The sequence below is a fragment of the Streptomyces sp. NPDC053432 genome, assembly GCF_055585365.1.
The window spans coordinates 78,008-104,594 of sequence record NZ_JBVJKF010000027.1 but is presented as its reverse complement, the minus strand read 5'-3'; the positions used below and the strand labels follow the sequence as shown (position 1 = coordinate 104,594).

26 protein-coding genes are annotated in these 26,587 nt (G+C 70.2%); 17 read left to right on the top strand and 9 right to left on the bottom strand.

Annotation, left to right across the window (positions count from 1 at the left end; all coding sequences use genetic code 11):
• The first annotated feature begins 151 nt into the window (after nt 1-151).
• The 6 genes from gap (at nt 152) to pgi (ending at nt 5,988) form a co-directional block, all read left to right on the top strand.
• Nucleotides 152-1,156 (top strand): type I glyceraldehyde-3-phosphate dehydrogenase, encoded by a 1,005-nt coding sequence (gene gap, locus ACZ6Y1_RS32800; protein ID WP_469638470.1) that lies wholly within the window; start codon nt 152-154, stop codon nt 1,154-1,156.
• A gap of 139 nt (nt 1,157-1,295) precedes the next feature.
• A complete protein-coding gene (locus ACZ6Y1_RS32795) occupies nt 1,296-2,507 on the top strand; it encodes a phosphoglycerate kinase (protein WP_469638467.1) in 1,212 nt (403 codons plus the stop codon).
• A gap of 6 nt (nt 2,508-2,513) precedes the next feature.
• A complete protein-coding gene (gene tpiA, locus ACZ6Y1_RS32790; protein WP_469638464.1) occupies nt 2,514-3,290 on the top strand; it encodes a triose-phosphate isomerase in 777 nt (258 codons plus the stop codon).
• A 145-nt stretch (nt 3,291-3,435) separates the two neighbouring features.
• Nucleotides 3,436-3,666, top strand: coding sequence for a preprotein translocase subunit SecG (gene secG / locus ACZ6Y1_RS32785; protein WP_403885100.1), 231 nt, complete (start codon nt 3,436-3,438; stop codon nt 3,664-3,666).
• A gap of 181 nt (nt 3,667-3,847) precedes the next feature.
• A complete protein-coding gene (locus ACZ6Y1_RS32780; protein WP_007263454.1) occupies nt 3,848-4,183 on the top strand; it encodes an RNA polymerase-binding protein RbpA in 336 nt (111 codons plus the stop codon).
• Between the two features lie 152 nt (nt 4,184-4,335).
• Nucleotides 4,336-5,988: a glucose-6-phosphate isomerase gene (pgi, locus tag ACZ6Y1_RS32775; protein WP_469638499.1), complete on the top strand. Its 1,653-nt coding sequence runs from the start codon at nt 4,336-4,338 to the stop codon at nt 5,986-5,988.
• A gap of 85 nt (nt 5,989-6,073) precedes the next feature.
• On the opposite strand, the gene pgl is transcribed toward pgi, so the two are convergent.
• The 5 genes from pgl to tkt form a co-directional block, all read right to left on the bottom strand.
• A complete protein-coding gene (gene pgl / locus ACZ6Y1_RS32770) occupies nt 6,074-6,856 on the bottom strand; it encodes a 6-phosphogluconolactonase (protein WP_469638496.1) in 783 nt (260 codons plus the stop codon).
• Nucleotides 6,857-7,104: 248 nt separating this feature from the next.
• Nucleotides 7,105-8,121: a glucose-6-phosphate dehydrogenase assembly protein OpcA gene (gene opcA, locus ACZ6Y1_RS32765; protein ID WP_469638460.1), complete on the bottom strand. Its 1,017-nt coding sequence runs from the start codon at nt 8,119-8,121 to the stop codon at nt 7,105-7,107.
• Nucleotides 8,118-9,644 carry a glucose-6-phosphate dehydrogenase gene (zwf, locus tag ACZ6Y1_RS32760; protein ID WP_376659660.1) on the bottom strand — a complete coding sequence of 509 codons (1,527 nt, stop codon included), beginning with the start codon at nt 9,642-9,644 and terminating at the stop codon, nt 8,118-8,120. Before zwf ends, opcA begins: the two co-directional genes overlap by 4 nt.
• 5 nt (nt 9,645-9,649) lie before the next feature.
• Nucleotides 9,650-10,768 carry a transaldolase gene (gene tal, locus ACZ6Y1_RS32755; RefSeq protein WP_469638456.1) on the bottom strand — a complete coding sequence of 373 codons (1,119 nt, stop codon included), beginning with the start codon at nt 10,766-10,768 and terminating at the stop codon, nt 9,650-9,652.
• 34 nt (nt 10,769-10,802) lie between these two features.
• A complete protein-coding gene (gene tkt / locus ACZ6Y1_RS32750) occupies nt 10,803-12,890 on the bottom strand; it encodes a transketolase (protein WP_469638453.1) in 2,088 nt (695 codons plus the stop codon).
• Nucleotides 12,891-13,136: 246 nt separating this feature from the next.
• Between tkt and ACZ6Y1_RS32745 the strand changes: the two genes are divergently transcribed.
• From ACZ6Y1_RS32745 to ACZ6Y1_RS32735, 3 genes are all read left to right on the top strand, one after another.
• Nucleotides 13,137-14,078 carry a heme o synthase gene (locus tag ACZ6Y1_RS32745; protein WP_469638450.1) on the top strand — a complete coding sequence of 314 codons (942 nt, stop codon included), beginning with the start codon at nt 13,137-13,139 and terminating at the stop codon, nt 14,076-14,078.
• Nucleotides 14,079-14,102: 24 nt separating this feature from the next.
• A complete protein-coding gene (locus ACZ6Y1_RS32740; RefSeq protein ID WP_469638447.1) occupies nt 14,103-14,471 on the top strand; it encodes a hypothetical protein in 369 nt (122 codons plus the stop codon).
• A gap of 117 nt (nt 14,472-14,588) precedes the next feature.
• The gene (locus tag ACZ6Y1_RS32735) at nt 14,589-15,665 is read left to right on the top strand and encodes an amidohydrolase (protein WP_469638444.1); all 1,077 of its coding nucleotides are present in this window, start codon (nt 14,589-14,591) and stop codon (nt 15,663-15,665) included.
• Nucleotides 15,666-15,668: 3 nt separating this feature from the next.
• On the opposite strand, the gene ACZ6Y1_RS32730 is transcribed toward ACZ6Y1_RS32735, so the two are convergent.
• The 4 genes from ACZ6Y1_RS32730 to ACZ6Y1_RS32715 all read right to left on the bottom strand — a co-directional run bounded on the left by ACZ6Y1_RS32730 (nt 15,669) and on the right by ACZ6Y1_RS32715 (nt 19,546).
• A complete protein-coding gene (locus ACZ6Y1_RS32730) occupies nt 15,669-16,658 on the bottom strand; it encodes a COX15/CtaA family protein (RefSeq protein ID WP_469638441.1) in 990 nt (329 codons plus the stop codon).
• 4 nt (nt 16,659-16,662) lie between these two features.
• Nucleotides 16,663-17,787 (bottom strand): hypothetical protein, encoded by a 1,125-nt coding sequence (locus ACZ6Y1_RS32725; RefSeq protein WP_469638438.1) that lies wholly within the window; start codon nt 17,785-17,787, stop codon nt 16,663-16,665.
• Nucleotides 17,788-17,855: 68 nt separating this feature from the next.
• The gene (locus ACZ6Y1_RS32720; RefSeq protein WP_469638435.1) at nt 17,856-18,623 is read right to left on the bottom strand and encodes an ABC transporter permease; all 768 of its coding nucleotides are present in this window, start codon (nt 18,621-18,623) and stop codon (nt 17,856-17,858) included.
• Nucleotides 18,620-19,546, bottom strand: a complete 927-nt coding sequence (locus ACZ6Y1_RS32715; RefSeq protein ID WP_469638432.1) for an ABC transporter ATP-binding protein — start codon at nt 19,544-19,546, stop codon at nt 18,620-18,622. Before ACZ6Y1_RS32715 ends, ACZ6Y1_RS32720 begins: the two co-directional genes overlap by 4 nt.
• A gap of 435 nt (nt 19,547-19,981) precedes the next feature.
• Between ACZ6Y1_RS32715 and ACZ6Y1_RS32710 the strand changes: the two genes are divergently transcribed.
• The 8 genes from ACZ6Y1_RS32710 to ACZ6Y1_RS32675 all read left to right on the top strand — a co-directional run bounded on the left by ACZ6Y1_RS32710 (nt 19,982) and on the right by ACZ6Y1_RS32675 (nt 26,555).
• Entirely contained in the window at nt 19,982-20,743 is a 762-nt protein-coding gene (locus ACZ6Y1_RS32710; protein WP_469638429.1) for a helix-turn-helix transcriptional regulator, read from the top strand.
• On the top strand, nt 20,740-22,155 hold the full coding sequence (gene sufB, locus ACZ6Y1_RS32705) for a Fe-S cluster assembly protein SufB (RefSeq protein WP_469638426.1): 1,416 nt from the start codon (nt 20,740-20,742) through the stop codon (nt 22,153-22,155). The genes ACZ6Y1_RS32710 and sufB overlap by 4 nt, the downstream gene beginning before the upstream one ends.
• Nucleotides 22,156-22,216: 61 nt before the next feature.
• Entirely contained in the window at nt 22,217-23,395 is a 1,179-nt protein-coding gene (sufD, locus tag ACZ6Y1_RS32700) for a Fe-S cluster assembly protein SufD (protein ID WP_469638423.1), read from the top strand.
• Nucleotides 23,395-23,712, top strand: a complete 318-nt coding sequence (locus tag ACZ6Y1_RS32695) for a bifunctional 3-phenylpropionate/cinnamic acid dioxygenase ferredoxin subunit (RefSeq protein ID WP_385132480.1) — start codon at nt 23,395-23,397, stop codon at nt 23,710-23,712. The genes sufD and ACZ6Y1_RS32695 overlap by 1 nt, the downstream gene beginning before the upstream one ends.
• Nucleotides 23,713-23,719: 7 nt before the next feature.
• Nucleotides 23,720-24,484 carry a Fe-S cluster assembly ATPase SufC gene (gene sufC, locus ACZ6Y1_RS32690; protein ID WP_030027085.1) on the top strand — a complete coding sequence of 255 codons (765 nt, stop codon included), beginning with the start codon at nt 23,720-23,722 and terminating at the stop codon, nt 24,482-24,484.
• The gene (locus ACZ6Y1_RS32685) at nt 24,481-25,737 is read left to right on the top strand and encodes a cysteine desulfurase (RefSeq protein ID WP_469638417.1); all 1,257 of its coding nucleotides are present in this window, start codon (nt 24,481-24,483) and stop codon (nt 25,735-25,737) included. The genes sufC and ACZ6Y1_RS32685 overlap by 4 nt, the downstream gene beginning before the upstream one ends.
• Nucleotides 25,738-25,752: 15 nt before the next feature.
• Complete coding sequence (gene sufU, locus ACZ6Y1_RS32680) at nt 25,753-26,214, top strand: Fe-S cluster assembly sulfur transfer protein SufU (RefSeq protein WP_362853738.1); 462 nt, start codon at nt 25,753-25,755, stop codon at nt 26,212-26,214.
• Nucleotides 26,211-26,555 (top strand): metal-sulfur cluster assembly factor, encoded by a 345-nt coding sequence (locus ACZ6Y1_RS32675; protein WP_030009139.1) that lies wholly within the window; start codon nt 26,211-26,213, stop codon nt 26,553-26,555. Before sufU ends, ACZ6Y1_RS32675 begins: the two co-directional genes overlap by 4 nt.
• The last annotated feature ends 32 nt before the right edge of the window (nt 26,556-26,587 follow it).

The window sequence follows — 26,587 nt, the reverse complement described above, 5'->3', positions numbered from 1 at the left end:
TTCCCGCATGTCCGGTACGGGTCCCCGAGGCGTGTCAGCCGTCGATCGATGTCACTCAAAAGCTCACGGAGAGGTAGGGTCGTAAGCGGTCGGGGACATCCCATACAGCTCGCCGGCGGGACAGGCCGGCGTACCACGAGGAGATCGGTTCGTGACGATCCGCGTAGGCATCAATGGTTTTGGCCGAATTGGCCGCAACTACTTCCGGGCGCTTCTGGAGCAGGGAGCGGACATCGAGATCGTCGGTGTCAACGACCTGACCGACAACGCCACTCTGGTGCACCTTCTCAAGTACGACACCATCCTGGGCCGTCTCAAGGCCGAGGTCTCCCACACCGACGACACGATCACCGTCGGTGGCAACACCTTCAAGACCTTCGCCGAGCGCGACCCCGCGAACCTTCCCTGGGGCGAGCTGGGCGCGGACATCGTCATCGAATCCACGGGCATCTTCACCAAGCGGGCGGACGCCGCGAAGCACCTCGCCGCAGGCGCGAAGAAGGTCCTCATCTCGGCTCCGGCCAAGGACGAGGACATCACCATCGTGATGGGCGTCAACCAGGACAAGTACGACGCGGCCGGGCACCACGTCATCTCCAACGCCTCCTGCACCACCAACTGCGTGGCGCCGATGGCCAAGGTCCTCCTGGAGAACTTCGGCATCGTCAAGGGCATGATGACCACGGTCCACGCCTACACGAACGACCAGCGCATCCTCGACTTCCCGCACTCGGACCTGCGCCGGGCGCGCGCCGCCGCCGAGAACATCATCCCGACCACCACCGGTGCCGCCAAGGCCACCGCCCTGGTCATCCCGGAGCTGGCGGGCAAGCTCGACGGCATCGCGATGCGCGTCCCGGTCCCCACCGGTTCCGTGACCGACCTGGTCATCGAGCTGGAGCGCGAAGTGACCAAGGACGAGGTCAACACCGCCTTCCAGAAGGCCGCCGAGGGCCAGCTGAAGGGCATCCTGGACTACACGGAGGACGCGATCGTCTCCTCCGACATCGTGAACTGGCCCGCCTCCTGCACCTTCGACTCCTCCCTGACCATGGTCCAGGGCAAGAGCGTCAAGGTCGTCGGCTGGTACGACAACGAGTGGGGCTACTCCAACCGTCTCGTCGACCTCACCGTCTTCGTCGGCGGTCAGCTCTAAGAACGTAGGGCAAGGCAGCACGATGTGAGCACAGGGTCCGTGACAGCGCGATGGTGCGCCGCACGGGCCCTGTTGCTTGCCCCGTACCCTCTTCGCCCGGTGGGCCCTACGCCCCGCAGGGAACAAGGAGTAGAAACACATGAAGACGATCGACGAACTTCTCGCCGACGGCGTCGCCGGAAAGCGGGTCTTCGTCCGCGCGGACCTGAACGTGCCCCTCGCCAACGGCGAGATCACGGACGACGGCCGCATCCGCGCCGTGCAGCCGACCATCGCGAAGCTCGCCGAAGCCGGCGCCCGCGTGGTCGTCGCCTCGCACCTGGGCCGCCCCAAGGGCGCCCCGGACCCGGCCTTCTCGCTCGCCCCCGCCGCCAAGCGCCTCGGTGAACTCCTCGGCGCCGAGGTCGCGTTCGCGACCGACACCGTCGGGGCCTCCGCCAAGGAGACCGTCGCCGGCCTCGCGGACGGCCAGGTCGCCGTCATCGAGAACCTGCGCTTCAACGCCGGCGAGACCTCGAAGGACGACGCCGAGCGCGGCGCCTTCGCCGACCAGCTCGCCGAGCTGGCCGACGTCTACGTCGGCGACGGCTTCGGCGCCGTCCACCGCAAGCACGCGTCGGTCTTCGACCTGCCCGCGCGCCTCCCGCACGCGGCCGGCTACCTGATCGCCACCGAGGTCGGCGTCCTGGAGAAGCTGACCGCCGACGTCCAGCGGCCCTACGTGGTCGTCCTCGGCGGCGCGAAGGTCTCCGACAAGCTCGCCGTCATCGACGAGCTGCTCGGCAAGGCCGACCGCATCCTCATCGGCGGCGGGATGGCCTACACCTTCCTCAAGGCCAAGGGCTACGAGGTCGGCATCTCCCTGCTCCAGGAAGACCAGCTGCCCAAGGTCACGGAGTACATGGAGCGCGCGGAGAAGACCGGCGTCGAGCTGGTCCTCCCCGTCGACGTGCTGGTCTCCTCCGAGTTCCCGGACCTGAAGACCAAGGCCCCGGCCGACTTCGACACCGTCGACGCGGACAGGATCCCGGCCGACAAGGAGGGTCTGGACATCGGTCCCAGGACCCGTGAGCTGTACGCGTCGAAGATCGCCGACGCGGAGACCGTCTTCTGGAACGGCCCCGTGGGCGTCTTCGAGCACCCCGACTACGCGGGCGGGACCAGCGCCATCGCGCAGGCCCTCCTCGACAGCGACGGCTTCACCGTCGTGGGCGGTGGCGACAGCGCCGCCGCCGTCCGCACCCTGGGCTTCGACGAGAACGCCTTCGGTCACATCTCCACCGGTGGTGGCGCGAGCCTCGAATACCTCGAAGGCAAGACGCTCCCCGGTCTCGCCGCCCTGGAGGGCTGAACCCGTATGACCACTCGCACCCCGCTGATGGCGGGCAACTGGAAGATGAACCTCAACCACCTCGAGGCCATCGCCCACGTCCAGAAGCTCGCCTTCGCGCTCGCCGACAAGGACTACGACGCCGTCGAGGTCGCGGTCCTGCCGCCCTTCGTCGACCTGCGCTCGGTCCAGACCCTGGTCGACGGCGACAAGCTGAAGATCAAGTACGGCGCCCAGGACATCTCCGCGCACGACTCCGGCGCCTACACCGGCGAGATCTCCGGCTCCATGCTCGCCAAGCTGAAGTGCACGTACGTGGCCGTCGGCCACAGCGAGCGCCGCCAGTACCACGGCGAGAACGACGAGCTCTGCAACGCCAAGGTCAAGGCCGCCTACAAGCACGGGATCACCCCGATCCTGTGCGTCGGCGAGGGCCTCGACATCCGCAAGGCCGGCCAGCAGGTCCAGTACACGCTGAACCAGGTCGACGGCGGCCTCAAGGACATCCCGGCCGAGCAGGTCGAGTCCATCGTGATCGCCTACGAGCCCGTGTGGGCCATCGGCACCGGCGAGGTCGCCACCCCCGAGGACGCGCAGGAGGTCTGCGGGGCGATCCGCGGCCGTCTCGCGGAGCTGTACTCGCAGGAGCTGGCCGACAAGGTCCGCATCCAGTACGGCGGCTCGGTGAAGGCCGGCAACATCGCGGCGATCATGGCGCAGCCCGACGTCGACGGCGCCCTGGTCGGCGGCGCGGCGCTGGACGCGGACGAGTTCGTCAGGATCGTCCGCTTCCGCGACCAGTGAGTATGCGGTAGGGCCGATCCGTCGTACCCTTGCGGGGCCAGGGGCTGAACCATCAGCCGCTGGCCCCGCGCACATCCCGCACAGCGCGCACATCCCGCAAAGCCGGAAAGCCAGTAAAGCCAGAAAGTAGGAATCAGCCGTGATTATGGGGTTCTCGATCGCCCTGATCGTCTTCAGCGCCCTGCTGATGCTGCTCGTGCTGATGCACAAGGGCAAGGGCGGCGGCCTTTCCGACATGTTCGGCGGCGGCATGCAGTCGTCGGTCGGCGGTTCCTCCGTCGCCGAGCGCAACCTGGACCGCATCACCGTCGTCATCGGCCTGCTGTGGTTCGCGTGCATCATCGCCCTCGGCCTGCTGATGAAGTCGAGCAGCTGACCCGTTCCGGCCAACCGGCAGTACGGTGGGCGCCGCCCGGCCTATCATTGAGCCTCCGGCGTCCAGGGACGTGGAATCAGTAACTCCGCTCACTGGACGTGCGTTGGGCCTTACGTAGACTTGGGCGCCCGCGGCGGAAATCCCCTCACTCCGCGGCACCATCACGCAGGGAGTTACGACCGTGGCAAGTGGCAACGCGATCCGTGGTAGCCGGGTCGGCGCGGGGCCGATGGGCGAGGCCGAGCGCGGCGAGTCCGCGCCCCGCCTGCGCATCTCCTTCTGGTGCTCGAACGGGCACGAGACGCAGCCGAGCTTCGCCAGCGACGCGCAGGTGCCGGACACCTGGGACTGCCCGCGCTGCGGGTTCCCGGCCGGTCAGGACCGCGACAACCCGCCGGCGCCGCCGCGCACCGAACCGTACAAGACCCACCTCGCCTACGTACGGGAGCGCCGTACGGACGCCGACGGCGAGGCGATCCTCGCGGAGGCGCTCGCCAAGCTCCGCGGCGAGATCTGAGAGCAAGCGGACGGCATGACTTCAGGCCCGGTCGCGCAGGAATCCTCCTCCTGCGCGACCGGGCCTCTTTGTGTCGGTTGAGCCGCTTCGGATCCCTTAAGTTGTAGTTGGGCGGGGCACGACAGGACGGAAGAAACGGGTTGATGTCCGAGATGAATGCGGAGCGTACGAAGCTGAACCGGACGCAGGAGTGGACGGCACTCGGCAAACACCGGCTGGAGTTCGGACAGACGCATCTGCGGGAGCTGTTCGAGAAGGACCCGGGCCGCGGCACCGGCTACACGCTGCAGGTCGGCGACCTGTACATCGACTACTCGAAGCACCTCGTGACCGACGAGACGCTGGAGCTGCTGCGCGAACTCGCGGCGGTGACGGGCGTGGCCGAGCTGCGCGAGGCCATGTTCCGCGGCGAGAAGATCAACACGACGGAGGACCGGGCGGTCCTGCACACCGCCCTGCGCGCCCCGCGGGACGCCGTCATCGAGGTGGACGGCGAGAACGTCGTCCCGGGCGTGCACGCCGTGCTCGACAAGATGGCGGCTTTCTCCGAGGAGATCCGCTCGGGGCGCTGGACCGGCTTCACCGGCAAGCGCATCCGCAACGTCGTCAACGTCGGTATCGGTGGCTCCGACCTCGGCCCCGCGATGGCGTACGAGGCCCTGCGGGCCTTCACCGACCGCGGTCTGACGGTGCGCTTCGTGTCGAACGTGGACGGCGCGGACCTGCACGAGGCCGTGCGTGACCTGGACCCGGCGGAGACGCTGTTCATCATCGCCTCCAAGACCTTCACCACCGTCGAGACCATCACCAACGCCACCTCGGCCCGCGCATGGCTGCTGGACGGACTGGGCGGCGACCCGGCGGCCGTGGCGCGGCACTTCGTGGCGCTGTCGACCAACGCCGAGAAAGTCGAGGAATTCGGCATCGATCCGGCCAACATGTTCGAGTTCTGGGACTGGGTCGGCGGACGCTACTCCTTCGACTCGGCCATCGGCCTCTCGCTGATGATCGCGATCGGCCCGGACGCCTTCCGGGAACTGCTCGGCGGCTTCCACGCCATGGACGAGCACTTCCGCACGGCGCCGCCGGAGGAGAACGCCCCGCTGCTGCTGGGCCTGTTGGGGATCTGGTACGGGGCCTTCTTCGAGGCGCAGTCGCACGCGGTGCTCCCGTACAGCCACTACCTCTCCCGTTTCACCGCCTACTTGCAGCAGCTGGACATGGAGTCCAACGGCAAGTCCGTGGACCGCGAGGGCAATCCGGTGGACTGGCAGACCGGACCGGTGGTCTGGGGCACGCCCGGCACCAACGGCCAGCACGCCTACTACCAGTTGATCCACCAGGGCACGCGGCTGATCCCCGCGGACTTCATCGGCTTCGCCCGGCCCGTGGCGGACCTGGAGGCGGGGCCGGCGGCCCAGCACGACCTGCTGATGGCGAACTTCTTCGCGCAGACGCAGGCGCTGGCCTTCGGCAAGACGCCGGAGGAGGTGCGGGCGGAGGGAGTCCCGGAGGCGCTCGTCCCGCACAAGACCTTCAAGGGCAACCACCCGACGACCACCATCCTGGCGGGCGAGCTCACCCCGTCGGTGCTCGGTCAGCTGATCGCGCTGTACGAGCACAAGGTGTTCGTGCAGGGCGCGGTGTGGAACATCGACTCCTTCGACCAGTGGGGCGTGGAACTCGGCAAGGTGCTCGCCAAGCGGGTCGAACCCGCGCTGAGCGAGGGCGCGGACGTGCCGGGGCTGGACGCCTCGACGACGGCCCTGGTCGCCGTGTACCGGGGGCTCCGCGGCAGGAGCTGACCCGATCGGTCGGCCGACCGGGCGGTGACGCCGGACGCGGAAGGGCCCGCTCTCCCAGGGGAGAGCGGGCCCTTCCGTATCACGATCAGGACGAGGCCGGGGGGTACATCCCGCTCGGAAGCTTGGCCGCGGCCGCGCGGTCCAGGAGCCACAGGGTGCGGAAGAGGCCGTGGGCCGCCGCCGCCGGGGCCTGCAGTCCGCCCGCGCCGCCCAGCGCGATGGACACCGCGCCGGCCTTGTCCTCGCCGGCCGCGAGCAGCCAGACCTCGCGGGCCGCCCGGATCGCCGGGAGCGTCAGGGAGATGCGGGTGGGCGGGGGCTTCGGGGCACCGTGGACCCCGACCACCGTGCGCTCGGTCTCGCGGGCCGCCGGGTGCTCCGGGAAGAGGGAGGCCACGTGCGTGTCCGGGCCGACGCCGAGCATCAGCACGTCGAAATGGGGGACCGGGCCGTGGTCCTCGGGGCCGGCCGCCTGCGCGAGCTCGGCGGCGTACGCGGCGGCCGCCGCGTCCACGTCGGGCCCGAACGGGCCGTCGGAGGCCGGCATCACGTGCACGCGGGCCGGGTCGACGGGGACGGAGTCCAGCAGGGCCTCGCGCGCCTGGGTGTGGTTGCGCTCGGGGTCGTCGGCGGGGACGTACCGCTCGTCGCCCCACCACAGGTCGAGGCGGGACCAGTCGACGGCGTCGCGCGCGGGGGCCGTCGCCAGGGCGGCGAGGAGGCCGTTGCCGTTGCGGCCGCCGGTGAGGACGACGGACGCGGTGCCGCGGGCGGCCTGCGCGTCGACGATCTTGGTGATGAGCCGGGCGGCTGCGGCCTGGGCCATCAGCTCCTTGTCCCGGTGGACGACGACCTGGGGAGTCGTCATACCCATGTGCGGCTTCCTTCGTTGGTAGTGCCGGGTGCGCGTGCGGGTGCGGGCGGTGCCGCTGCGCGGGGCCTTTCCCCCACCCCGCCCCTTCCCGAAACCGGGGGCTCCGCCCCCGGACCCCCGCGCCTCACACGCCGGCGAGTCTGGACATCCAGCCCGTCCGGCGTTTGAGGACCGGGGTCCGGGGCGGAGCCCCGGGGAACGGTGGAAGGGCGGTTAGGGGACCGCTCCGCGCAGCGCTCGTACTACTTGGCCGCGGCCTTCTTCGCCGGCTTGGCCGCCGGCTTCGGGGCCGCCGCAGCGGGCTCCTCGGCCTTGGCCTCCGGTTCGGCCGGGGCCGGGTTCAGGCGGGAGACGCCGAACTTCAGCGAGGCCTCGTACGTGTTGTCCGGGTCCAGGCGGCGGAGTTCCTCCGCCAGGAGCTCGGCCGTGTCGCGGCGCTTCAGCGCCACCGCACGGTCCGGCTGCCCCGGCATGCACAGCGTGGCCAGAGCCCCGTCCGCCCGGTCCAGGACGATCGCGCCGTCCTTGGTCTCCAGGCGTACGGCCGTCAGACCCGGGCCCGCGGACGGCGTCCGCTTCACCGGGACCTGCAGCCGGTCCGCCAGCCACATGGCCAGCAGCTCGCAGCTCGGGTTCTCGCCCTCGCCCTCGACGGTCGCGGAGGTGACCTGCAGGGCCTGCTGGTCCAGCGCGGCCGCCAGCATCGAACGCCACGGGGTGATCCGCGTCCACGACAGGTCCGTGTCCCCGGGGGCGTAGGCCTCGGCGCGTGCGCCGAGTGCCCCGATCGGGTTCTCGGAGGAGTACGTGTCCGTGATCCGGCGCTGTCCGAGCGCACCCAGCGGGTCGCCCGCCAGGTCCGCCGGGGCGCCCTCCGGCCACCAGACGACCACGGGGGCGTCCGGGAGGAGCAACGGGAGAACCACCGACTGGGCGTGGTCGACCAGTTCGCCGTGAAGGCGGAGCACGACCGTTTCACCGGAGCCGGAGTCCGTCCCGACGCGGATCTCCGCGTCGAGACGGGCACCCTGGCGGCTGCGCGGCGAGCGGCTGACCCGCTTGATGACGACGACGATCCGCGAGGGGTGTTCGTGGGACGCGTCGTTCGCCGACTTGAGAGCGTCGTACGCGTTCTCCTCGTCGGTCACGATCACCAGCGTGAGGACCATGCCGATGGCCGGCGTGCCGATGTCCCGGCGTGCCTGCACCATCGCGGCGTTGATCTTGCTGGAGTTGGTCTCCGTGAGGTCGATCTTCATGGCCGGCGCCAGCTCCGTCCGTCTCGTGCGAGCATCTCGTCCGCCTCGACCGGCCCCCAGGTGCCCGCCGGGTACTGCGCGGGCTTGCCGTGCTTGTCCCAGTACTCCTCGATCGGGTCGAGGATGTTCCAGGACAGTTCGACCTCCTGGTGACGCGGGAAGAGGTTCGCGTCGCCCAGCAGCACATCGAGGATGAGCCGCTCGTACGCCTCGGGGCTCGACTCCGTGAAGGACTCGCCGTAGGCGAAGTCCATCGTCACGTCGCGGACCTCCATGGAGGTGCCCGGGACCTTGGAGCCGAAGCGGACCGTGACGCCCTCGTCCGGCTGGACCCGGATGACCAGGGCGTTCTGCCCCAGCTCCTCGGTCGCGCCCGACTCGAACGGAAGGTATGGGGCCCGCTTGAAGACCACCGCGATCTCCGTCACCCGGCGGCCCAGGCGCTTGCCCGTCCGCAGGTAGAAGGGGACGCCCGCCCAGCGGCGGTTGTTGATCTCCAGGCGGATGGCCGCGTAGGTGTCGGTCTTCGACTTGGGGTCGATGCCGTCCTCTTCGAGGTACCCGACGACCTTCTCGCCGCCCTGCCACGCGGCCGCGTACTGGCCGCGCACGGTGTGCTTGCCCAGGTCCTCCGGCAGCTGCACCGCCGTCAGCACCTTGAGCTTCTCCGCCACCAGCGCCTTGGGGTGGAAGGAGCCGGGCTCCTCCATCGCGGTCAGCGCGAGCAGCTGGAGCAGGTGGTTCTGGATGACGTCACGGGCCGCGCCGATGCCGTCGTAGTAACCGGCCCGGCCGCCGATGCCGATGTCCTCGGCCATCGTGATCTGGACGTGGTCGACGTACGACCGGTTCCAGATCGGCTCGAACATGGTGTTCGCGAAGCGGAGCGCCAGGATGTTCTGGACGGTCTCCTTGCCGAGGTAGTGGTCGATCCGGAAGACCTCGTCACGCGGGAAGACCTCGTGGACGACCTTGTTGAGTTCCTCGGCGCTCTTCAGGTCGTGACCGAAGGGCTTCTCGATGACGGCGCGCCGCCACGAGCCCTCCTTCTGGGCCAGCCCGTGGTTCTTGAGCTGCTGGACCACCTTGGGGAAGAACTTCGGCGGCACGGACAGGTAGAAGGCGAAGTTGCCGCCCGTGCCCTGCGCCTTGTCGAGGTCGTCGATCGTCGCCTTCAGCGTCTCGAAGGCCGCGTCGTCGTCGAAGTCGCCCTGCACGAACCGGCAGCCCTGCACCAGCTGCTGCCAGACCTCCTCCCGGAAGGGGGTGCGCGAGTGCTGCTTGACGGCCTCGTACACCTCCTGTGCGAAGTCCTCGTGCTCCCACTCGCGGCGGGCGAAGCCGATCAGCGAGAAGCCCGGCGGGAGCAGGCCGCGGTTGGCGAGGTCGTAGACGGCAGGCATCAGCTTCTTGCGCGACAGGTCACCCGTAACGCCGAAAATGACCAGGCCGGACGGCCCCGCGATGCGCGGGAGCCGCCGGTCCTGTGCGTCACGAAGCGGGTTCGCTCCGTTTACAGACAAGGTGTTCAGGCCTCCGTGGGGGCGAGGCGCTCAAGCTCCGCCTCGGTCGACTTCAGCAGGTCGTTCCAGGACGCCTCGAACTTCTCGACGCCCTCGTCTTCCAGCAGCTGAACGACATCGTCGTACGAGATGCCCAGCTTCGCGACCGCGTCGAGCTCGGCGCGGGCCTGCTCGTAGGTGCCGCGGACGGTGTCACCGGTGATCCGGCCGTGGTCGGCGGTGGCCTCCAGGGTGGCCTCCGGCATGGTGTTCACCGTGTTCGGGGCGACCAGGTCGTCCACGTACAGGGTGTCCTTGTACGCCGGGTCCTTGACGCCGGTCGAGGCCCACAGCGCGCGCTGCTTGTTGGCGCCGTGCTTCTCCAGGGCGGTCCAGCGGTCCGAGGCGAAGACTTCTTCGTAGGCCTGGTAGGCCAGACGGGCGTTGGCGAGGGCCGCCTTGCCCTTGAGGGCCTTGGCCTCGTCGGTGCCGACGGCGTCCAGGCGCTTGTCGATCTCGGTGTCCACGCGGGACACGAAGAAGGAGGCGACCGAGTGGATCAGGGAGAGGTCCAGGCCGGCGGCCTTGGCCTTCTCCAGACCCGCCAGGTAGGCGTCCATGACCTCGCGGTAGCGCTCCAGCGAGAAGATCAGCGTGACGTTGACGCTGATGCCCCTGCCGATGACCTCGGTGATCGCCGGCAGGCCGGCCTTGGTCGCCGGGATCTTGATCAGCGTGTTCGGGCGGTCCACCAGCCAGGCGAGCTGCTTGGCCTCGGCGATGGTCGCGTCCGTCCGGTGGGCCAGACGGGGGTCGACCTCGATCGACACGCGGCCGTCCTGGCCGTCGGTGCGGTCGTAGACCGGGCGCAGGATGTCGGCGGCGTCGCGGACGTCCGCCGTGGTGATCATGCGCAGGGCCTCGTCGACGGTGACCTTGCGGGTGGCGAGGTCGGTGAGCTGCTGCTCGTAGCCCTCGCCGCCGCTGATCGCCTTCTGGAAGATCGCCGGGTTGGTGGTGACACCGACCACGTGCGACTGGTCGATGAGCTCCGCCAGGTTGCCGGACGTGATGCGCTTGCGGGACAGGTCGTCCAGCCAGATCGCCACGCCCTCGTCGGAGAGGCGCTTGAGTGCGTCTGTCATGGGAATTGCATCTCCTGTTGGTGTTGTACGGGCGTCAGCGCGCGGCGGCGGCGAGCGAGGCCTTGGCGGCTGCGGTCACGGCCTCGGCGGTGAAGCCGAACTCGCGGAACAGCACCTTCGCGTCGGCCGAGGCACCGAAGTGCTCCAGCGAGACGATCCGGCCGGCGTCACCCACGTAACGGTGCCAGGTCAGGCCGATGCCCGCCTCGACCGCGACCCGCGCCTTGACGGAGGCCGGCAGGACGCTGTCCTTGTACTCCTGGTCCTGCTCCTCGAACCACTCCACGGACGGCATGGAGACGACCCGGGTGGGGATGCCCTCGGCCTGGAGCTGCTCGCGGGCCTCGACGGCCAGGTGCACCTCGGAGCCGGTGCCGATGAGGACGACCTGCGCGTCGCCGCCTTCGGCGTCGAAGAGCACGTACCCGCCCTTGGCGGCGTTCTCGTTGCGCTCGTACGTCGGCACGCCCTGGCGGGTCAGCGCCAGACCGTGCGGGGCGCCCTTGCCGAACACCTTGGTGTGGCGCGTCAGGATCTCGCGCCAGGCGACGGCGGTCTCGTTCGCGTCGGCCGGGCGGACGATGTTCAGGCCCGGGATGGCGCGCAGCGAGGCCAGGTGCTCGACCGGCTGGTGGGTCGGGCCGTCCTCGCCGAGGCCGATGGAGTCGTGCGTCCACACGTAGGTCACCGGCAGGTGCATCAGCGCGGACAGGCGGACGGCGTTGCGCATGTAGTCGGAGAACACCAGGAAGGTGCCGCCGTAGATGCGGGTGTGGCCGTGCAGGGCGATGCCGTTCATGGCCGCGGCCATGGCGTGCTCGCGGATGCCGAAGTGGATGGTCCGGCCGTACGGGTCGGCCTCCGGCAGCGGGTTGCCCACCGGCAGGAACGAGGAGTTCTTGTCGATGGTGGTGTTGTTGGAGCCGGCCAGGTCGGCCGAGCCGCCCCACAGCTCCGGGATGACCGCGCCCAGCGCCTCCAGCACCTTGCCGGAGGCGGCGCGGGTCGCGAGGCCCTTGCCCGCCTCGAAGGCGGGGAGCTTGTCCTCCCAGCCCGCGGGCAGCTCGTTGGCGTTGATGCGGTCGAACTCGGCGGCGCGCTCCGGGTTGGCGGTGCGCCAGGCGGAGAACTCCTTCTCCCACTCGGCGCGGGCGTCGCGGCCGCGGTCCCCGAGGGCGCGGGTGTGCGCGATGACCTCGTCGGAGACCTCGAAGGTCTGCTCCGGGTCGAAGCCGAGGACGCGCTTGGTGGCGGCGACCTCGTCGTCGCCGAGGGCCGAGCCGTGGGCGGCCTCGGTGTTCTGGGCGTGCGGGGCGGGCCAGGCGATGATCGAGCGGGCCGCGATGAAGGACGGGCGGCCGGTCTCGGCCTTGGCGGCCTGGAGGGCGGCGAACAGCGCCTTCGGGTCGAGGTCGCCGTTGGCCTGCTGCTCGACGCGCTGGACGTGCCAGCCGTACGCCTCGTAGCGCTTCATGGTGTCCTCGGAGACGGCGGTCTCCGTGTCACCCTCGATGGAGATGTGGTTGTCGTCCCACAGGAGCACCAGGTTGCCGAGCTTCTGGTGGCCGGCGAGGGCGGACGCCTCGTGGGAGATGCCCTCCTGGAGGCAGCCGTCACCCGCGATCGCGTAGACCATGTGGTCGAACGGGGAGGTGCCCGGGGCGGCCTGCGGGTCGAACAGACCGCGCTCGTAGCGGGCGGCCATGGCCATGCCCACGGCGTTGGCGATGCCCTGGCCGAGCGGGCCGGTGGTGGTCTCGACGCCGGCCGTGTGGCCGTACTCCGGGTGCCCGGGGGTCTTGGAGCCCCAGGTGCGGAACGCCTTGAGGTCGTCCAGCTCCAGCCCGAACCCGCCGAGGTACAGCTGGGTGTAGAGGGTGAGGGACGAGTGCCCCGCGGAGAGCACGAAACGGTCGCGGCCCACCCACTCGGGGTCGGCCGGGTCGTGCCGCATGACCTTCTGGAAGAGGGTGTACGCGGCGGGGGCCAGGCTCATGGCCGTACCGGGGTGGCCGTTTCCGACCTTCTGGACCGCGTCAGCGGCCAGGATGCGGGCGGTGTCGACGGCCCGCTGGTCCAGTTCGGTCCATTCGAGCTCTGTGGTCGTCGGCTTGGTGCTCACCGTGAGTCAGGGCTCCTCTCCACATGTCTGAATCCCGGTGACGAACGGTGCACCGGCGCGATTCCGAGCCTACCCCCGCAACGGCGTGCAGCTATTCGAGTGCCCACACTCCGTCACCGGTTGTTCAGCTCCGATCGGTCCAACACGACGCGACCCCCGCGCAGGGCGACGTATGACCAACGTCTACAGTGGCGTGGTACGTGCAAGCCCTTACGGAGCTTGCTGGTTTCTCTCTCAGGGGTGCGTGTGACGGCCGTCGAATCCCGTCCAGCGGGGGTGCTCGGGACGAGCCCCGGTCACCGGCCGTTCGGGGCCAGGGCCATGGCTTTCGTGGCTTTGACCAAGCCGCGGATCATCGAACTTCTGCTGATCACCACAGTGCCGGTGATGTTCCTGGCGGAGCAGGGCGTGCCCTCGCTGTGGCTGGTCCTCGCGACCTGCTTCGGCGGCTACCTGTCCGCGGGCGGCGCCAACGCCCTGAACATGTACATCGACCGCGACATCGACGCGCTCATGGACCGGACCTCGCAGCGCCCCCTGGTGACCGGGATGGTCACCCCGCGGGAGTGCCTGGCCTTCGGCATCACCCTCGGCGTGGTCTCCACCCTGTTCTTCGGCCTGCTCATCAACTGGCTGTCGGCGGCGCTCGCGCTCGGCGCGCTCCTCTTCTACGTGGTCGTCTACACGATGCTGCTGAAGCGGCGCACCGCGCAGAACATCGTCTGGGGCGGCATCGCGGGCTGCATGCCGGTGCTGATCGGCTGGTCGGCGGTGAAGAACGAGGTCTCCTGGGCCGCGGTCATCCTCTTCCTCGTCATCTTCTTCTGGACGCCGCCGCACTACTGGCCGCTGTCGATGAAGGTGAAGGACGACTACGCGCGTGTCGGCGTGCCGATGCTGCCGGTGGTGGCCGGGAACAAGGTCGTGGCGCGGCAGATCGTGCTCTACAGCTGGGTGATGGTGGGCGTCTCGCTGCTGCTGACCCCTCTGGGTTACACGGGCTGGTTCTACACCTCCGTCGCGCTGCTCGCGGGCGGCTGGTGGCTGTGGGAGGCGCACGCGCTGCACGCGCGGGCCAAGGCGGGCGTGACGGGCGCGAAGCTCAAGGAGATGCGTCTGTTCCACTGGTCGATCACCTACGTGTCGCTGCTGTTCGTGGCGGTGGCCGTGGATCCCTTCCTCCGTTGATTACTCGCCGGTAGCATGCCCTCCATGGCAGACAGCGCAGACACCGCAGACATCACGGACGCCGCAGGCGCCGCGGACAAGAAGGAGGACCGCAAGGCGGCCAGGCTGGCCAAGCAGATTGCCGCCTTCGCCAAGGAGCACGGCGGCGCCGAGGGCCAGCTCGCCCACATCGGCCAGGCCGGCACCCGCATCGTGCTCGTCGGCACGGACGGCGGCTGGGGCGACCTGGTCGCCCCGACCTTCGCCGTGGCGCGGCTGGCCGCCGAGAAGGCCGGCCTGACCCTGCACGAGGAGTTCGACGGCGAGTTCGCCGCGCGCGTGAAGACCGGCCCGTACGAGTGGACGCGCATGGCCGGCATCCAGATCGGCGGAGCCGCCCACCCGGCGGCCTGACCCGGCGCCCGCCGATCCGGTGCCGTCTCGGTCAACAGCGCGAGCAACACCTCACACCCCGCTCACCCGTTAGGACGTGTGGAAGCCCCTTCCTCACGTCCGCAACGGGATGCCCGGATGATCGAAACGCCGCCCCTGGTGGACCAGTACTGCCACGGAGTACTCCGTACGGAGCTGGGCCTGGGCACCTTCGAGGCCCAGCTGCTCCCCGCGGCGGGCCCGCCCGCCGCGGGCACCACCTTCTTCGACACCCAGACCGGCTTCGCCGTGCGCCGCTGGTGCCCGCCGCTGCTCGGGCTGGAACCGCACGCCGCCCCCGCCCGCTACCTGGCCCGGCGCCGCGAGCTCGGCGTGGCCGAGTCGGCGCGGCTGCTGCTGAGGGGCTCCGGGGTCAGCGCCTACCTGGTCGACACCGGGGAGTCCGGGGACCTCACCGCCCCCAAGGAACTGGCGCTCGCCGGGGACGCCGAGGCCTTCGAGGCGGTCCGGCTGGAACTACTGGCCGAGCAGGCCGCCGACACCTCCGGGACGGTGGCCGCCTTCCTGGCCAACCTCGCCGGCGCCGTCCACCACGCCGCCACCGGGGCCGCGGCCTTCACCTGCGCCGCCGGCCCCGGCCTGGCCGCCGAGCCGCCCGGTCCCGGCGAGGTCCGCGGGGCGGCCGGGCGGTGGCTGGAAGGGCGGCCGAAGGGCGGAGCCGTACGGGACCCCGTGCTGCTGGGGCACCTGCTGTGGACCGCGGTGGCATCCGGGCTGCCGCTCCAGCTCCGTACGGGAGCGGGGGACGCGGCCTCGCTGACCGCCTTCGCACGGGCCACCGAGGGCCTGGGCGCGCGGCTCGTGCTGCTGGGGGAGTACCCGCACCACCGGCACGCGGCGCGGCTGGCCGGGGCCTTCCCGCACGTCTACGCGGACACAGGCCCGGCTCTCGGACGGACCGGCGCCGGAGCCGCGACCGTACTGGCCGAGCTGCTGGAGCTCGCGCCCTTCGGGAAGCTGATGTTCTCCAGCGGCGCGGGCCGGCTCCCCGAACTGCACGCGGTCGGCGCCCTGGTGTTCCGGGAGGCGCTGGGCCGGGTGCTGGGCGGCTGGGTCGCCGACGGGGCCTGGTCCTGGCGGGACGCCGAGCGGGTGGCCGCCATGGTCGCGGCGGGCAATGCCCGCCGCGTGTACCGGCTGGACGAACGGGGCTAGAGCTCAGACCGCGGTGAGCTGCGGGTCGCCCTGGGCGGGGATCTCCGCCTGCTCCGCGGGCCGCTCGCGCAGGCTCAGCGCGACCCGCAGCACCGCGATCCACACCAGGCAGGAGCCGAGCATGTGGGCGGCGACCAGGACCTCGGGCAGCCGCGTGAAGTACTGCACGTAACCGATGGCACCCTGCGCCAGCAGCACGACCAGCAGGTCACGGGCCCGGGCCCGGGTGTCCTCGGGCGCGTCGACCACGCGCAGCGCCAGCCACATCGCCAGGGCCAGCGCGCAGACCGCCCAGGCGGCGACGGCGTGCACGTGGGCGGTGGTCGCCCAGTCGAACGGCATCCGCTTGATCTCGCTGCGGTCGCCGGCGTGCGGTCCGGAACCGGTCACCACCGTGCCTGCCGCGATCAGCACGAGGGAGACCGCGAGCAACGCCCACGAAAGCTTGCGCACCGGGCCGGGCACCCGCGGCCGGGGGGCGGAGTCGCCCTCGCGGGTGCGCTGCCAGGTGATCGTGGTCACGGTGATCAGCGAGGTGGCGAGGAGGAAGTGGCCTGCCACGCTGTACGGGTTGAGCCCCGTCAGGACCGTGATGCCGCCGAGGACCGCGTTGCCCATCACGAGGGCGAACTGCAGCCAGCCGAGCTTCGTCAGCGAACGCCGCCACGGCTTCGCCGAGCGGGCCGCGAGGATGATCCCGCCGACCGCCGCGCACAGCACGTACGTCAGCATCCGGTTGCCGAACTCGACGGCGCCGTGGAAGCCCTGCGCCTGCGTCACGATCAGGCTGTCGTCCGTGCACTTGGGCCAGGTGTCGCAGCCGAGACCGGATCCGGTCAGCCGCACCGCGCCGCCGGTGACGACGATGAGCACGCTCATGACGAGCGCGGCGGACGCGGCGCGCCGGACGGTCCGGGGTGACGGCGTCCAGCGGGCTGCGATGTATGCGAATGGGTTCAACACGGCCCCTATCGTATGGGCCGACTTGTGCAAAGTTTCACGAGGGGGTGGTGTCGGGGCCGGCGAGCAGCCGGAAGCGGGCCCCCGCCGGGTCCCCCTCCTCGTGCCACCACAGGAGGATGCGCCAGTGGCCGCCCTCGCCCGGGCAGTCCGCCGAGGCGGTGAAGGCGTGCACCACCTCGGACGCCACCTCCTGGGCCGTCCGGTTCCTGACCTCCGTGGAGCCGCGCCAGGGGTGATCCAGTACGTTCCACAGCCCGTCGGCACCGCGCACCTCCACCCGCCACACCGCGAGCCACGGGGTGACCTCCAGCATCGTGGCAACCTGCTCGGCGCCCAGCCCCAGCCGGTCCGCGATCGCGTCCTGCGCCACCCCCTGGATCCGGGCGGCCACCACGGCCTGCGGCAGCAGCCGCTCGGGCAGCAGCCCCTGCGTGCGCAGCCGGACCAGCGAGGGGAAGGCGAGGAAGCGCAGGCGCAGCTCCAGCTGCCGGCCGATGTGGTCGAGGGCCTCCTCGGCCTCCTCCGACTCCTCCGGGCCGGTGTCCGCGAGCAGCAGCTGGCGGAAGTCCGACTCCGCGTCCACGGCCCAGGCCACCGCCTCCTCGGCGAGACCGAGCTCCGCGAGGCGGTCCCCGAGGAACACCTTCGCCTGGGCCAGGCCCCGCCGGTTGACCGGATCGCGCTGGTCCAGGCCCGACCAGACCTCGACGGCGGCGCGGGTCAGGTCACGTGCCCGCTCGCCGGCGGCCCGTTCCATCGCGCTCGGGCCCTCGGAGGCGGCCGGCCCCAGCGGGTGCCTCGGCAGCCGGGCCCCGTCGCTCAGCGGCCAGGCGAGCCACACCCCGTGGTTGATCAGCCCGCGCGCGTACCAGCGGGCGAAGTCGGGGGCGTACGGTGCCGCGCGCTCGGAGCTGCGCAGTCCCTCCTCGATCGTGGCGAGGGCACCCGCCCGGTCCCCGTCGGCGAAGCGCAGGGCGGCCCGGTCGGCCAGCCGCAGCCCCAGCAGGGCGGTGCACTGCGGATCGTCGGCGAGCGGGCGCAGGGCCGCGATCAGCTCGTCGAGCAGCCGCTCGCGATCGCCGGGCTCCGCGTGCGCCGCCCCCGACCGCACCCGTGCCCACTGCTCGTCCAGCCGAAGTACGGCCTCCCGATGCACCATGTCCGCCCCCCGGCTTCATGTGTGGAGAGCCCCATCCTCGCGGCTTTTCCGTCGCGGGGGGAGGGGTTTCATTCCCAGCGGAAGAGCCGCGCCGCGGCGCCCAGGCCGAGCACCGCCCAGGCCGCGAGCACGGCCGCGTCGCCCCACGGCAGTGCGGTCCCGTGCTGGAGCACCTCGCGCAGACCGTCGGAGAGGGCCGAGATGGGCAGCAGGCCCAGGACGTCCTGGACGGCGCCGGGGAACTTCTCCAGCGGCACGATCACTCCGCCGCCGATCAGCAGCAGCAGGAACACCAGGTTCGCGGCGGCCAGGGTGATCTCCGCCTTGAGGGTGCCCGCCATCAGGAGCCCGAGGCCCGAGAAGGCGGCGGTGCCGAGCAGGACCAGCGCGGCGACCGACAGCGGGTCACCGTGCGGGGACCAGCCCAGCGCCAGGGCGATCGCCGTCAGCAGCGCGATCTGGAGCACCTCGGTGACCAGCACCGACAGGGTCTTGGCCGCCATCAGCGCCCAGCGCGGCAGCGGGGAGGCCCCGAGCCGCTTGAGGACCCCGTAGCGGCGGTCGAAGCCGGTGGCGATGGCCTGGCCGGTGAAGGCGGTCGACATCACCGCGAGGGCCAGGATGCCGGGGGCCAGGAAGTCCACGGACTCGCCCGTCCCGGTGTCCACGATGTCGACGGCCGAGAAGAGGGTCAGCAGCAGAGCCGGGATGATCACGGTGAGCAGCAGCTGCTCCCCGTTGCGCAGCAGCATCCGGGTCTCCAGCGCGGTCTGCGCGAGGACCATGCGGGACACCGGGGCCGCTCCCGGGTTGGGGGTGAACGTACCGGCGCTCATGCGCGCAGCTCCTTACCGGTCAGTTCCAGGAAGACGTCTTCGAGGGTGTGCCGCTCCACGGTGAGGCTGTTGGGCATCACGCCGTGCTGCGCGCACCAGGAGGCGACGGTGGCCAGGAGCTGCGGGTCCACGGCGCCGGTGACCCGGTAGGCGCCCGGGGTGAGCTCGGCGGCCTGGGTGCCGTCGGGCAGTGCCTTCAGGAGCGAGGCGAGGTCGAGGGAGGGGCGGCCGGTGAAGCGCAGCGTGTTCTCGGCGCCGCCCCGGCACAGCTCCTCGGGGCTGCCGTGCACGATGACCCGGCCCGCGTCGACGATGGCGACCTCGTCCGAGAGCTGCTCGGCCTCGTCCATGTGGTGGGTGGTGAGTACGACGGTGACCCCGTCGGCGCGCAGCTCCCGCACGAGGTCCCAGGTCGCGCGGCGGGCCTGCGGGTCCAGGCCGGCCGTGGGCTCGTCCAGGAAGACCAGCTCGGGGCGGCCGACCACGGCCATGGCCAGCGCCAGGCGCTGCTGCTGGCCGCCGGAGAGCCGGCGGTAGGGGGTGCGGCCGCAGCCGCCGAGGCCGAGGCGCTCCACCAGGGGGCCCACCTCCAGCGGGTCGGCGTACAGCTTGGCCATGTGGCGCAGCATCTCGACGGCGCGGGCCCCCGAGTAGACGCCTCCGGACTGCAGCATCACGCCGATCCTGGAGCGCAGCGCCCCGGCCTGGGCGACCGGGTCGAGCCCGAGGACGCGTACGGTCCCGGCGTCGGGGCGGCGGTAGCCCTCGCAGGTCTCCACCGTGGTCGTCTTGCCCGCGCCGTTGGGGCCGAGGACCGCGGTGACCGATCCCCTGCGGACGGTGAGGTCCAGTCCGTCCACCGCTGTCTTGGGACCGTACCGCTTCACCAGTCCGCGGATCTCCACGGCGGGGTCGTTGCTCATGGGCCATGAGTCTACGGAGCCGTGGAAGGGGTCCTCGGTCCCGGGGGCGCAGGGGTCACGGGCCCGCCCGGTGGTGCCCCTCCGGCGCGGTGGTGCACGCCTCCGGGGCGACCACCTCCTCTCCCCGCGCGGGCCGTGCTCACCGGGACGGTCCATGGACGACCGGGCCGCGGCCCTTTTTCGGCCTCGCGATCCCCGGCGGTCCGGCGTCTTTGAGTGATCCCCTCCGGAACCCGGCGCTCACCGTGCCGGGGGCGGAGGGCTGCTGGTGGGAGCCGTGTGCCGGTGCACGGGATGCACGCGGAGAGAAGGCGGAATATCCACCTCCGAATAACTCTGCGTCGACAAATTAGGTAACCCTTAGTGATGGATGACACCAGGAGTGGTCTCCGTCACGGCTTGTCGGGGCTCGGCTAATTACGCAACAATGGCGTTGTGAAAAACGGCGAACGGCAGATCGAGGCCCCCCAGGGGGAGCTCGCCACCGGGGAGCGGTCAACCCGCAACCGCGTGGCGCGCTCGATCCTGGACCACGGCCCGTCCACCGTCGCCGACCTCGCCCAGCGCCTCGGCCTCACCCAGGCCGCCGTCCGCCGTCACCTCGACACGCTCGTCGCCGACGACGTGGTCGAACCCCGTGAGCAGCGTGTGTACGGCACGCGCACCCGGGGCCGGCCCGCCAAGGTGTTCGCGCTCACCGACTGCGGCCGGGACGCCTTCGACCAGTCCTACGACACGCTCGCCGCGGACGCCCTGCGCTGGATCGCGCAGTCCGTCGGCGGAGGCGAGCAGGGTGAGGCGGCCGTCGCCGCCTTCGCCCGGTCCCGGATGGAGGCGCAGGCGCGGAGCTACCGGGAAGCCGTTGACGCGGCCGCTCCGGCGGGCCGCACGGAGGCCCTGGCCAAGGCGTTGACCGCGGACGGGTACGCTGCTACGGCGAAGAGCGCTCCCGGTCCGCACAGCGGTGAACAGCTCTGCCAGCACCACTGCCCGGTCGCACACGTCGCCGAGCAGTTCCCGCAGCTCTGCGAGGCGGAGACAGAGGTCTTCTCCCGCCTGCTCGGGACCCATGTGCAGCGTCTCGCCACGATCGCCCACGGCGACGGAGTGTGCACGACGTTCATTCCGCGCAGCGCGAGCGCCACACAGACCGACACATCAGTATCTGCAAGTACGGCCGGGAGGAACCCCGCATGACCACGGAGACTGCTCACCCTGAGCTCGAGGGTCTGGGCAACTACGAGTACGGCTGGGCCGACTCCGACGCGGCCGGCGCCGCGGCCAAGCGGGGTCTGTCCGAGGACGTCGTCCGCGACATCTCGGCGAAGAAGTCCGAGCCGGAATGGATGCTGAAGCTCCGCCTCAAGGGCCTCAAGCTCTTCGACAAGAAGCCCATGCCGAACTGGGGCTCGGACCTCTCCGGCATCGACTTCGACAACATCAAGTACTTCGTGCGCTCCACCGAGAAGCAGGCCGCTTCCTGGGAGGACCTGCCCGAGGACATCAAGAACACGTACGACAAGCTCGGCATCCCGGAGGCGGAGAAGCAGCGCCTCGTCGCCGGTGTCGCGGCCCAGTACGAGTCCGAGGTCGTCTACCACCAGATCCGCGAGGACCTGGAGGAGCAGGGCGTCATCTTCCTCGACACGGACACCGCGCTCAAGGAGCACCCGGAGCTCTTCCAGGAGTACTTCGGCACGGTCATCCCCGTCGGTGACAACAAGTTCGCCTCGCTGAACACCGCGGTGTGGTCGGGCGGCTCGTTCATCTACGTCCCCAAGGGTGTCCACGTGGACATCCCGCTCCAGGCCTACTTCCGCATCAACACGGAGAACATGGGCCAGTTCGAGCGGACGCTGATCATCGTCGACGAGGACGCCTACGTCCACTACGTCGAGGGCTGCACCGCCCCGATCTACTCCTCGGACTCGCTGCACAGCGCCGTGGTCGAGATCATCGTGAAGAAGGGCGGCCGCTGCCGCTACACGACGATCCAGAACTGGTCGAACAACGTCTACAACCTGGTCACCAAGCGCGCCGTGGCGTACGAGGGCGCGACCATGGAGTGGATCGACGGCAACATCGGTTCCAAGGTCACCATGAAGTACCCGGCCGTCTACCTGATGGGCGAGCACGCCAAGGGCGAGACCCTCTCCATCGCCTTCGCGGGCGAGGGCCAGCACCAGGACGCCGGCTCCAAGATGGTCCACATGGCGCCGAACACCTCCTCGAACATCGTCTCCAAGTCGGTGGCCCGGGGCGGCGGCCGCACCTCCTACCGCGGTCTCGTCGAGATCGGCGAGGGTGCCGCCGGATCCAAGTCCAACGTGCTGTGCGACGCGCTCCTGGTCGACACGATCTCCCGCTCGGACACCTACCCCTACGTGGACGTCCGCGAGGACGACGTCACGATGGGCCACGAGGCCACCGTCTCCAAGGTCTCCGACGACCAGCTCTTCTACCTGATGCAGCGCGGGCTCACCGAGTTCGAGGCCATGGCCATGATCGTGCGCGGCTTCGTCGAGCCGATCGCGAAGGAGCTGCCCATGGAGTACGCGCTGGAGCTGAACCGGCTGATCGAGCTGCAGATGGAGGGCTCGGTCGGCTAGTCCCCGGCCGTCCCGCCCCGCAGCACATTCTTTGACGAAGGAAGAGAGCAAGACGACAGCCATGGCTGAGGCTCAAAACATTCCGGCGGGCTCCACCACCGCCGGCGCGATCGCGGTGGCCGCCGAGTCCACCGTCGCCACCCGGATGAGCGCGCCCCCGTCCTTCGACGTGGCCGACTTCCCGGTCCCGCACGGCCGCGAGGAGGAGTGGCGGTTCACCCCGCTGGCCCGCCTCAAGGGTCTGCACGACGGCACCGCGGTCGCCAACGGCACCATGAAGGCCCAGATCGACGCGCCCGACGGCGTGACCGTCGAGTCCGTCGAGCGCGACGACGAGCGGATCGGCAAGGCCGGCGCCCCCGTCGACCGCGTCTCCGCCCAGGCCTTCTCCTCGTTCGCCAAGGCCACGGTCGTCACCGTGCCCAAGGAGACCGTGCTCGCCGAGCCCATCCGGGTCGCGCTGCACGGCGAGGGCGGCACGACCTTCGGCCACACCGTCTTCGACATCAAGCCGTTCGCCGAGGCGATCATCGTGATCGACCACACCGGTGACGGCGTGCGCGCCGCCAACGTCGACATCCTCGTCGGCGACGGTGCCAAGGTGACCTTCGTGTCCGTCCAGGACTGGGACGACACCGCCGTGCACACCTCGCAGCACAACGCCCTGATCGGCCGCGACGCGAGCTTCAAGTCCGTGGTCGTCACCTTCGGCGGCGACCTGGTGCGCCTGCACCCGCGCGTCAGCTACGCGGGCCCCGGCGGCGAGGCCGAGATGCTCGGCCTGTACTTCACGGACGCCGGCCAGCACCAGGAGCACCGCCTCCTGGTCACGCACGACGCCCCGCACTGCAAGTCCAACGTGGTCTACAAGGGCGCGCTCCAGGGCCAGGACGCCCACGCGGTCTGGATCGGTGACGTGCTCATCGAGAAGACCGCCGAGGGCACCGACACCTACGAGATGAACCGCAACCTCGTCCTCACGGACGGCGCGCGGGTCGACTCGGTGCCGAACCTGGAGATCGAGACCGGCGAGATCGTCGGCGCTGGCCACGCCTCCGCCACCGGCCGCTTCGACGACGAGCAGCTCTTCTACCTGCAGGCCCGCGGCATCCCGGCCGACGAGGCCCGCCGCCTGGTCGTGCGCGGCTTCTTCGCCGAGCTCGTCCAGCAGATCGGTGTCCCGGACATCGAGGAGCGACTGATCGCGAAGATCGAGGCCGAGCTGGCGGCGGCCGTCTGATGACCTACCTCAAGGCCTGTGCGCTGAGCGAGCTCGAAGAGAACACCCCCAAGCGGGTGGAACTCGACGGAACGCCGGTGTCCATCGTCTCCACCGACGGGGAGGTGTTCGCGATCAACGACATCTGCTCGCACGCGAACGTCTCCCTCTCGGAGGGCGAGGTCGAGGACTGCATGATCGAGTGCTGGCTGCACGGGTCGGCCTTCGACCTGCGCACCGGCAAGCCCTCCGGTCTGCCCGCGACGCGCCCCGTACCCGTATACCCCGTAAAGATCGAAGGGGACGACGTGCTCGTCTCCCTCACCCAGGAGTCCTGAGGTATCCATGGCAACGCTTGAAATCCACGACCTGCACGTCTCCGTCGAGGCCGAGAACGGCGCCCGCGAGATCCTCAAGGGCGTCGACCTCACCGTCAAGCAGGGTGAGACGCACGCCATCATGGGTCCGAACGGCTCCGGCAAGTCCACCCTCGCGTACTCGCTCGCCGGTCACCCGAAGTACACCATCACCGGTGGCACCGTGACCCTCGACGGCGAAGACGTCCTGGAGATGTCCGTCGACGAGCGCGCCCGCGCCGGCGTCTTCCTCGCCATGCAGTACCCGGTCGAGGTCCCCGGCGTCTCGGTCTCCAACTTCCTGCGGACCTCCGCCACCGCCATCCGCGGCGAGGCCCCCAAGCTGCGCACCTGGGTGAAGGAGGTCAAGTCCGCCATGGAGCAGCTCCAGATGGACCCGGCCTTCGCCGAGCGCAACGTCAACGAGGGCTTCTCCGGCGGTGAGAAGAAGCGCCACGAGATCCTCCAGCTCGAGCTCCTCAAGCCGAAGATCGCGATCCTCGACGAGACCGACTCCGGTCTCGACGTCGACGCCCTGCGCATCGTCTCCGAGGGCGTCAACCGCGTCCGCGAGAGCGGTGAGGTCGGCACCCTGCTGATCACCCACTACACGCGCATCCTGCGCTACATCAAGCCCGACTTCGTGCACGTCTTCGCGAACGGCCGCATCGCCGAGTCCGGTGGCGCCGAGCTCGCCGACCAGCTGGAGAACGAGGGCTACGACAAGTACGTGAAGGGTGGCGCGACCGCGTGACACAGCTGCCCGGCCTCCTCGACATCGAGGCGATCCGCAAGGACTTCCCCCTGCTGGATCGTGTGGTCCACGACGGGAAGAAGATCGTTTACCTGGACAACGCTGCGACCTCGCAGAAGCCGCGCCAGGTACTCGACGCGCTGAACGCCTACTACGAACGGCACAACGCCAACGTCCACCGCGGCGTGCACGTGCTCGCCGAGGAGGCCACGGCACTGTACGAGGGCGCCCGCGACAAGATCGCCGCCTTCATCAACGCGCCGAGCCGCGACGAGGTGATCTTCACGAAGAACGCCTCGGAGTCGCTCAACCTGGTCGCGAACATGCTCGGCTGGGCCGACGAGCCCTACCGGGTCGACCGCGAGACCGAGATCGCCATCACCGAGATGGAGCACCACTCCAACATCGTCCCGTGGCAGCTGCTCGCCCAGCGCACCGGCGCGAAGCTGAAGTGGTTCGGCCTCACGGACGACGGCCGGCTCGACCTGTCCAACATCGAAGAGGTCATCACGGAGAAGACGAAGATCGTCTCCTTCACGCTGGTCTCCAACATCATGGGCACGGTCAACCCGGTCGAGGCGATCGTCCGGCGCGCGCAGGACGTCGGCGCGCTGGTGCTGATCGACGCCTCGCAGGCCGCTCCGCACATGCCGCTGGACGTGCAGGCGCTCGGCGCCGACTTCGTGGCCTTCACCGGCCACAAGATGTGCGGCCCGACCGGCATCGGCGTCCTGTGGGGCCGCCAGGAGCTCCTGGAGGACCTGCCTCCGTTCCTCGGCGGCGGCGAGATGATCGAGACCGTGTCGATGCACGCCTCGACGTACGCGCCGGCCCCGCACAAGTTCGAGGCGGGTACGCCCCCGATCGCCCAGGCCGTCGGCCTCGGTGCGGCCGTGGACTACCTGACCGCGATCGGCATGGACAAGATCGCCGCTCACGAGCACGCGATCACCGAGTACGCGATCAAGCGGCTCGCCGAGGTGCCCGACCTGCGGATCATCGGCCCCACCACGGCCGAGGACCGCGGCGCCGCGATCTCCTTCGTACTGGGCGACATCCACCCGCACGACGTCGGCCAGGTGCTGGACGAGCAGGGCATCGCGGTCCGCGTGGGACACCACTGCGCCCGCCCGGTCTGCCTGCGGTACGGAATTCCGGCGACCACGCGAGCGTCTTTCTACCTGTACTCCTCTCCCGCCGATGTCGACGCGCTGATCGACGGGCTGGAGCACGTACGGAACTTCTTCGGCTGACAGGACGAGGACGCTGTGAAGCTGGATTCGATGTACCAGGAACTGATCCTGGACCACTACAAGCACCCGCACGGGCGTGGCCTGCGCGACGGCGACGCCGAGGTGCACCACGTCAACCCGACGTGCGGCGACGAGATCACGCTCCGCGTGAAGTACGACGGCGAGACGCTGACGGACGTCTCGTACGAGGGCCAGGGCTGCTCCATCAGCCAGGCCAGCGCGTCCGTGCTCAACGAGCTGCTGGTCGGCAAGGACCTGGCCGAGGCGCAGAAGATCCAGGCCGTGTTCCTGGAGATGATGCAGTCCAAGGGCAAGGTCGAGCCCGACGAGGCCATGGAGGAGGTGCTGGAGGACGCGGTCGCGTTCGTCGGCGTCTCCAAGTACCCGGCTCGCGTGAAGTGTGCTCTGCTGAGTTGGATGGCGTGGAAGGACGCGACGGCCCAGGCGCTGGGCGACGCGGAGAGGAAGACGGCATGACCGAGAACGCGACGCCCGAGGCGTCGATCAAGCCGGCCACCGAGGAAGAGGTCCGCGAGGCCCTCTACGACGTGGTCGACCCCGAGCTGGGCATCGACGTCGTCAACCTGGGCCTGATCTACGGCATCCACATCGACGACGCGAACATCGCCACCCTCGACATGACCCTGACCTCGGCGGCCTGCCCGCTGACGGACGTCATCGAGGACCAGGCGAAGTCGGCGACGGACGGCATCGTCAGCGAACTCCGGATCAACTGGGTCTGGATGCCGCCGTGGGGCCCGGACAAGATCACGGACGACGGTCGTGAGCAGCTCCGCGCGCTCGGCTTCAACGTCTGATCCAGCGCCTGCTCCGAGGGCCCCCGGCACGG